Below are 7,681 nucleotides of genomic sequence, written 5' to 3'. Positions count from 1 at the left end.
GCAAGGTGAAAAACATCAAACGAATCGCAGCCGCGACTGCTCTCACCACAGGTCTGGGACTTGCTGGTCTGGGTGCGGCGAGCGTCGCTGAGGCCTATCCCGGGCCGTTCCCCGACTATCACTGGTGCCCCGGCCAGTTCTGGGACCCGGGCTGGGGCAACAACTGGGACTGGGGTCGCTGCCACGACGACGGCTACTACGACGGCGAGCCGCGCGACCAGGGCCACTGGCACGGCTACGGCGAATGGCGTCCTGAAGGCCCGGGAGGCCCGGGCTGGGGCCCGGGAGGCCCGGGCTGGGGCCCGGGTGGTCCGGGTGGCCCGGGTTGGAGTCCCCCCGGCTACTGAGCCGGCTCTCGAGCCGCCAAAACCGAGAACAAAGTAGCCCTGCGTGACCCGGCTGCGAGCCGCTAGCGCAGGTCAGACGAGTGCAGCCGTCCCAGCCGGGGCGGCTGCACTAGCCTAGGTGGGCCCCGTGCAGCCGTCCCAGCCAGGGCGGCTGCACTACCCTGATGGGCTATGTGCGGAATCGTCGGCTATGTCGGGCATCAGTCTGCCCGCGACGTCGTCGTCGACGCGCTGCGCAGGATGGAATACCGCGGCTACGATTCTGCGGGCATTGCGCTGGTCGACGGGGTGGGCAAGCTGACGGTACGTCGGCGGGCCGGACGGTTGTCCAACTTGGAGAGCGCGCTCGCGCACAGCAAGCCGACGGCACTGGCCGGTACTACCGGCCTTGGTCACACTCGCTGGGCCACCCACGGACGTCCCACCGATCGCAACGCTCACCCGCACCGTGATGCGGCGGGCAAGATCGCCGTCGTCCACAACGGCATCATCGAGAACTTCGCGATGCTGCGCCGCGAGCTGGAGGCCGCCGGCGTGGAGTTCGCCAGCGACACCGACACCGAGGTCGCTGTTCACCTGGTGGGGCAGGCGTACCACCGCGGGGAAACCGCAGGCGACTTTGTCGGCTCGGTGCTGGCCGTGCTGCGACGTCTCGAGGGCCACTTCACTCTGGTGTTCGCCAATGCCGACGAGCCGGGCACCATTATCGCCGCGCGCCGCTCCACACCGTTGGTCGTCGGCATCGGCGATGGCGAGATGTTCGTCGGCTCCGATGTGGCCGCGTTCATCGGGCACACCCGCGACGCGGTCGAACTCGGCCAGGACCAGGCCGTGGTGATCACCGCCGACGGCTACCGGATCACCGACTTTCACGGCAACGACGCTGCCGGCGATGCGCGGAAGTTTCACATCGACTGGGACCTGGCCGCCGCCGAAAAGGGCGGCTACGAGTACTTCATGCTCAAGGAGATCGCCGAGCAGCCCACCGCGGTGGCCGACACGCTGCTCGGGCATTTCGTCGACGGCCGGATCGTGCTCGATGAGCAGCGGCTCTCCGATCAGGAGCTGCGCGAGATCGACAAGGTTTTCGTGGTCGCCTGCGGTACGGCGTATCACTCCGGGCTGCTGGCCAAGTATGCGATCGAGCACTGGACTCGGCTGCCCGTCGAGGTGGAGCTGGCCAGCGAGTTCCGCTACCGCGACCCGGTGCTGGACCGCAGCACGCTGGTGGTGGCGATCTCGCAGTCAGGGGAGACCGCCGACACCTTGGAGGCGGTCCGGCACGCCAAGGCGCAGAAGGCCAAGGTGCTGGCGATCTGCAACACCAACGGGTCGCAGATTCCGCGTGAATGCGACGCGGTGCTCTACACCCGCGCCGGACCGGAGATCGGGGTGGCGTCGACGAAGACGTTCTTGGCGCAGATCGCCGCCAACTATCTCGTCGGCCTGGCGCTGGCGCAGGCACGCGGCACCAAATACCCCGACGAGGTTGAACGCGAGTACCGCGAGCTGGAGTCCATGCCGGATCTGGTGGCCCGGGTGATCGCTGAGATCAGGCCGGTGGCCGCGCTGGCCTACCGGTTCGCCCAGGCGTCGACGATCCTGTTCCTCGGTCGCCACGTCGGCTACCCGGTGGCGCTGGAAGGCGCGTTGAAACTCAAGGAACTGGCCTACATGCACGCTGAGGGCTTCGCCGCGGGTGAACTCAAGCACGGCCCGATCGCGCTGATCGAAGACGATCTGCCGGTCATTGTCGTGATGCCATCCCCCAAAAGCTCGGCCATGCTGCACGCCAAGCTGCTGTCCAACATCCGCGAGATCCAGACCCGCGGCGCGATCACCATCGTCATCGCCGAGGAAGGCGACGACACGGTAAGGCCCTACGCCGATCACTTGATCGAAATCCCTTCGGTGTCAACACTTTTCCAGCCGCTTCTGTCGACCATTCCGCTGCAGGTGTTCGCTGCCTCGGTGGCGCAGGCGCGTGGGTACGACGTCGACAAGCCGCGGAACCTGGCTAAGTCGGTCACCGTCGAGTAGTGGCTGTTCTCGCTCGTCCTCCGCTGAGGCAGTTAAAGATAGACGGAAGCAGGAGACATGTGCGGTATCTGCGGTGAGATCCGCTTCGACGGGCAAGCGGCCGACGTCGGCGCGGTAGTCCGGATGACCGGCGCGATGACGTCGCGCGGACCCGACTCGGACGGCGTGGTGGCGCACGGGCCGGTCGCGTTCGGGCACCGGCGGCTGTCGATCATCGACCTTTCCGCTCACGGCGCCCAACCGATGGTCGACAGTGATCTCGGGCTGACGCTGGTGTTCAACGGCTGCATCTACAACTACAAGGAACTGCGCAAAGAGCTTCAGGCCGAGGGCTATCGCTTCTTCTCCACGGCTGACAGCGAGGTCGTGATCAAGGCATTCCACAAATGGGGGACGCGTTGCGTCGAGCGCTTCAAGGGGATGTTCGCATTCGCCATCGCCGACCGTGACACCGGAGTGCTGACGCTGGCGCGGGACCGGTTGGGCATCAAACCGCTGTATCTGGCGTCCTCACCGGGGCGCCTGCGATTTGCATCGACGGTGCGCGCACTCCTCAAGGCCGGCGGTGTGGACACCGAACTGGATCGCCAGGCGCTGCACCACTACATGACATTCCACTCCGTCGTGCCGGCGCCGCGCACCGTCTACCGCGGCGTGCAGAAGCTGCCGCCGGCGACAGTGCGGGTGATCCAGCCCGATGGTTCGCACACCGACACCGTCTACTGGGACCCCGACTTTCGTCGCGATCCGGACAAAGCATCCTGGTCGGCCCGCGACTGGCAGGCCGCTCTGATCGACGCATTGCGTGCCGGCGTGAAACGCCGGATGGTCGCCGACGTGCCGGTCGGCGTGTTGTTGTCCGGTGGCATCGACTCCTCGGTAGTGGTGGCTCTGTTGGCTGAGCAGGGTCAGCATGGGCTGGCCACGTTCAGCATCGGGTTCGACCCTGCCGAGGGCGAATCCGGAGACGAGTACTTCTATTCCGACCTGGTCGCCAAGACCTTTGACACCGACCACCACAAGATCCACATCGACTCCTCGCTGCTCGTCCCCGCAGTGCCGAAAACCATTGCGGCGATGAACGAACCAATGGTCAGCCATGACTGCGTGGCCTTCTACCTACTGTCCGAACAAGTCAGTAAATCGGTGAAGGTGGTGCAGTCCGGGCAGGGCGCCGACGAGATTCTGGCGGGCTACTTCTGGTACCCGCCGCTGGCCACCATCGCCCGCGAACAGACCACCGAGGCCTACGCCAAGGTGTTCTTCGACCGCGACCACGACGATGTGCTGTCGATCTTCGCCCCCGAGTACGGGATTGACGATGATGTGAGCCGCGAGTTCGCGACCGCCCACCAGGAGACGCCGGGCGCCGACTCGGCGGTGGACGCGGCGCTGCGCCTGGACACCGAGGTCATGCTCGTCGATGACCCGGTCAAACGCGTCGACTCGATGACGATGGCATGGGGCCTGGAAGCGCGGGTGCCGTTCCTCGACCACGACTTCGTCGAGCTGGCGGCCACCTGCCCGCCGGAGCTGAAGCTGGCCTCGAACGGCAAAGGGGTGCTGAAGGATGCGTCGCGAGCGCTGTTACCGTCGGAAGTGATCGACCGGACCAAAGGCCACTTCCCGGTGCCGAGCATCCGACATCTGCACGGCGAGCTGCTCGACATGGTGCGCGACGCGGTAACCAACGATGCTGCCCGCAGTCGCGGGCTGTATCGCGCCGAGAGCGTCAAGACGCTGCTGGCCGCGCCGAACGAGACACGCACCAGGCTGGACGCCAATACACTCTGGCAACTGGGGGTGCTCGAGATGTGGCTGCAGAGTATGGAGGGATGATCCGATGGGACAGCAGGTGCGCGCACTTTATGGCGCATCGCTGTCCCCGGACGCCACCGCGTTGGCCCACCTGATCGACGACGGCGGCTATCCGCGTGCGGTGCAACGCTTTCTGCGCGGCCGGCGCGCCAGCTCGTCACGCGATGTCGAGCTGCCAGTCGAGGGCCCGGTCTCTCGCGTCATTCATTCCGCCGACGGTCAGTGGCTGGCCTGCGAGGTGGCGCCCGAAGGGGGCACCCGCAAGCAGATCTGGGTCGTCACAACCGATCCCGACGATCGAATGGCCCGGCGCATCGATCGCGAGGAAGCCGGGACCGCCGAGCTGATCGCGTGGGACGGCGTCCGGGTGGCGGCCATCCTAACCGGTGAGGACGGGATAGGCCGGTCCTGCCTGATCGATCCGGCCGACGGGAGTTGCGCGGTGCTGGACTCTCGATCCGGCGGCCGGCTGGTGGACGCGTGGGCCGGGGCGTCGCTGATCCGGGTCGGGCCGCGCGGCTACCAGGAACTGATCATGCTGCACGGCCAAACCGAAATCGCTTTGCTGCCATCCGATCCGGGGTCGACGACCGCCGACGGGGTGATCCTTGACGACCACCATCCGCGCCGTCTCCGGCACGGGGCTGCTGGCGGGCGGACCAAGCTGTACCGCCCGGCCAAGACGTACCGGGCGAACCGGAGCCGCCCGGTGACCCGGGGTGACCGCTTCGGCCGCGGATACGTGCGGGCGCTGATCCGCAGCGAGAATGGTTGCGAGCATGCCCGGCTGCTGGAGGTGACCGCCACCCAGGACGGCGTCGGCTACTTCGTGGTGGCCGAACGGCCGGACTGCGACCTCGACGAGTTCGCGGTCAGTGACGACCTGTCAACGGTCGCATTGCTGTGGAATATGCAGGGCCGCAGCGAGTTACAAATCCTCCAATACACCGACTACACGCTGGACGAGCCGATCCCATTGCCGGGCATGGTCGCTAGCGAGTTGTCCATCAGCGCGGGTGGCTCGATGGTCGCGATGACCGTCGAGGGGCCGTCGTTGCCTCGAACGGTCGAGCTGGTCGATCCGCGCTCGCGAGAATGGGAAACGATCGACCGCGAACCCGGCCGCGGTCCGATCGTTCCCGGCTTTTCCGCCACCGGCGGCCCGGAGACGATCACGGCGCGTGACGGGCTGAGAATGAACGCCTGGCTTTATCGGCCCACCGGCACCGCTTCCAATGGCGCGGTGATCTACCTGCACGGCGGGCCCGAAGGGCAGTCCCGGCCCGACTACAGCGAGATATTTCCCGAGCTGGTCAGCGACGGAATCACCGTGCTGGCACCGAATGTTCGCGGCTCGGGCGGTTTTGGCCGGACCTTCGGTCACGCCGACGACAAGGAGCGGCGGTTCGCGGCCATCGACGACGTCGCGGACTGTGTGAGTTTCCTCATCGACAACGAATTGGCCGAACCGCATCGCATCGCCTGCGCGGGTTGGTCGTACGGCGGCTATCTCACCATGGCGGCAATGACTTTCCACCCGCCATTGTTCGCAGCGGGGATCACCATCTGCGGGATGAGTGACCTCACCACGTTCTATCGCAACACCGAGCAGTGGATTGCCGATGCGGCCTATACGAAATATGGCCATCCGGTCAGCGATCGCGAACTACTGGAGCGTCTTTCGCCGCTGCGACGTGTCGACGCGCTGACCGCACCGCTGCTGGTGGTGCATGGGGCCAACGACACCAACGTGCCGGTCAGCGAATCGGAGCAGATCGTCGACGCGCTGCGCGAGGCCGGTCGCGACGTGCTCTACCTGCTCTTCGACGACGACGGGCACGAGATCGCCAAGCGCGAGAATCGGGCGACGCTGGCAGCCGCGATGCGGGAATGGCTCAGCAGGGCGTTCGGTGCCACCGAGCCGCTTGTCGAGGTGTCATAGTCGCCTTCGCAATCGCCGGTCACCGTCGAGTGGTCACGACGAACTGCGACCAGTCGGGTTCGCGGGTCGCCGCCCAGTATTCGTTGAGCCGCCAAGGGCTCACCGTGTGGATTTCGCCGTCGGCGTTTTTGAAATAGGAGTGCTTGACCGCCGGGTGCGACCACACCATCTGCTTGATTTCGGCTTGGGTGCGTTGGTGCCAAGCAGCCGCCGCTTCGGCGGTCGGCTCGATCGAGTGGATGTTCGCTGAGACGAGTCGCGCCAGGCAGCTGTTGATGTAGCGCATCTGCAGTTCGGAGTTGAAGATCAGGCTGCCGCCGTGGGCGAGGTGGGCGCCGGGTCCGTAGACGAGGAAGAAGTTGGGGAACCCCGGAACGGTGATCCCTAGATAGGCGTATGGTCGCCGGCCCCATACGCGGTGCAAGTCGACACCGTCCCGGCCGGTGATGGTCATCGGCCACAGCACGTCGGTGTGCCGAAACCCGGTGGCATAGATGATCACATCGACGTCGTAGACAGCACCGTCGGCGGTGACGACGCCATCGGGCGTGATCCGCTCGATGAGGATGCGCACCAGGTCGACATCCTCGCGGCGCAGCGTGCGCAGCCAGGTGCCGTTGTCCTGCAGCGTCCTTTTACCGGTGGCCGGATAGTCCGGCAGCACCTTGGCCAGCAGATCCTGTTCTCCGTCAACCTGATTGGTGATCCAGTCGGTGAACATCATGCGGGCGGCGGCGTTCATCTCGCTGACCGCGTAGTCCTGGTCGGGGTAGGCCGGGTCCACCCGCGCCGCATCGAGCCCCTTGTCGGAGCCGGGCCAGAGCACCAGGAACCGGTACCAGCGTCCGTAATACGGCAGGTGATCCATCGCCCAGCGCACGCCGTCGCCGACCGAATCGTGGTACATCGCGTTGGGAAACATCCACTGGGCGGTGCGCTGAAATACGGTGAGGTGCTCGACGTCGTCGGCAATGGCAGGCGCGATCTGAAAGCCGCTGGCGCCGGCGCCGATCAGCGCGACACGCTTACCGGTCAAATCGACCGAGTGGTCCCATTCCGCCGAGTGAAACGCCGGCCCGCGAAAGCTCGCGGCGCCCTCGAATTCCGGTATATGGGGCCGGTTTAATTGGCCGACCGCGGTGATGACGGCGCGTGCTTGCATCGTGGTGAGGCCCTCGTCGGGCTCACGCACCGTGACCGTCCAGATGCCGTCCTCGTCGTCCCATTCGGCGGCGATCACCTCGGTCTGCCAGCGCACGTGGTCGCCGAGACCGTGCTTGTCCATCACCGTGGTGAAGTAGTTCTGCAGCTCCGGCTGTTCGGCGAAAAAGTGCGTCCACGCGTTACTGGGCTCAAAGCTGTAGCAATAGAAATGGTTAGCCACATCGACCCGCGCGCCCGGATAGCTATTCTCCCACCAGGTTCCACCAGGGCCGCTGTTCTTCTCGACGATGGTGAACGGAATGTTGGCCTGCTTCAAGCGAATCCCGGCCAGAATTCCTGACTCGCCGCATCCGATAACGACAACGGGGAA

The 7,681-nt window shown here is 65.8% G+C and carries 5 protein-coding genes; 4 read left to right on the top strand and 1 reads right to left on the bottom strand.

The window, feature by feature from the left end; all coding sequences use genetic code 11:
- The 4 genes from VEI45_RS17505 to VEI45_RS17490 all read left to right on the top strand — a co-directional run.
- Positions 1–347: hypothetical protein (locus VEI45_RS17505; protein ID WP_414687516.1), on the top strand; the 347-nt coding region annotated here is incomplete at its 5' end.
- A gap of 171 nt (positions 348–518) precedes the next feature.
- The gene (glmS, locus tag VEI45_RS17500; RefSeq protein WP_324855444.1) at positions 519–2,387 is read left to right on the top strand and encodes a glutamine--fructose-6-phosphate transaminase (isomerizing); all 1,869 of its coding nucleotides are present in this window, start codon (positions 519–521) and stop codon (positions 2,385–2,387) included.
- A gap of 57 nt (positions 2,388–2,444) precedes the next feature.
- Positions 2,445–4,226, top strand: coding sequence for an N-acetylglutaminylglutamine amidotransferase (locus tag VEI45_RS17495; RefSeq protein ID WP_324855442.1), 1,782 nt, complete (start codon positions 2,445–2,447; stop codon positions 4,224–4,226).
- A gap of 4 nt (positions 4,227–4,230) precedes the next feature.
- Entirely contained in the window at positions 4,231–6,147 is a 1,917-nt protein-coding gene (locus tag VEI45_RS17490; protein ID WP_324855440.1) for an alpha/beta hydrolase family protein, read from the top strand.
- A gap of 19 nt (positions 6,148–6,166) precedes the next feature.
- Here VEI45_RS17490 and VEI45_RS17485 read toward each other — a convergent pair.
- Positions 6,167–7,681 (bottom strand): NAD(P)/FAD-dependent oxidoreductase (locus tag VEI45_RS17485; protein WP_324855438.1); only part of this gene is annotated, 1,515 nt, incomplete at its 5' end.

It is taken from the genome of Mycobacterium sp., assembly GCF_035623875.1.
In the GTDB taxonomy this organism is placed as follows: domain Bacteria; phylum Actinomycetota; class Actinomycetes; order Mycobacteriales; family Mycobacteriaceae; genus Mycobacterium.
This window is presented reverse-complemented; position numbering and strand designations above follow the sequence as displayed.

What these genes read in the sequence shown, in the direction of transcription:
- glmS (WP_324855444.1), top strand. Translation starts at nt 519, where the DNA reads ATGTGCGGAATCGTCGGCTATGTCGGGCATCAGTCTGCCCGCGACGTC.
- VEI45_RS17495 (WP_324855442.1), top strand. Translation starts at nt 2,445, where the DNA reads ATGTGCGGTATCTGCGGTGAGATCCGCTTCGACGGGCAAGCGGCCGAC.
- VEI45_RS17490 (WP_324855440.1), top strand. Translation starts at nt 4,231, where the DNA reads ATGGGACAGCAGGTGCGCGCACTTTATGGCGCATCGCTGTCCCCGGAC.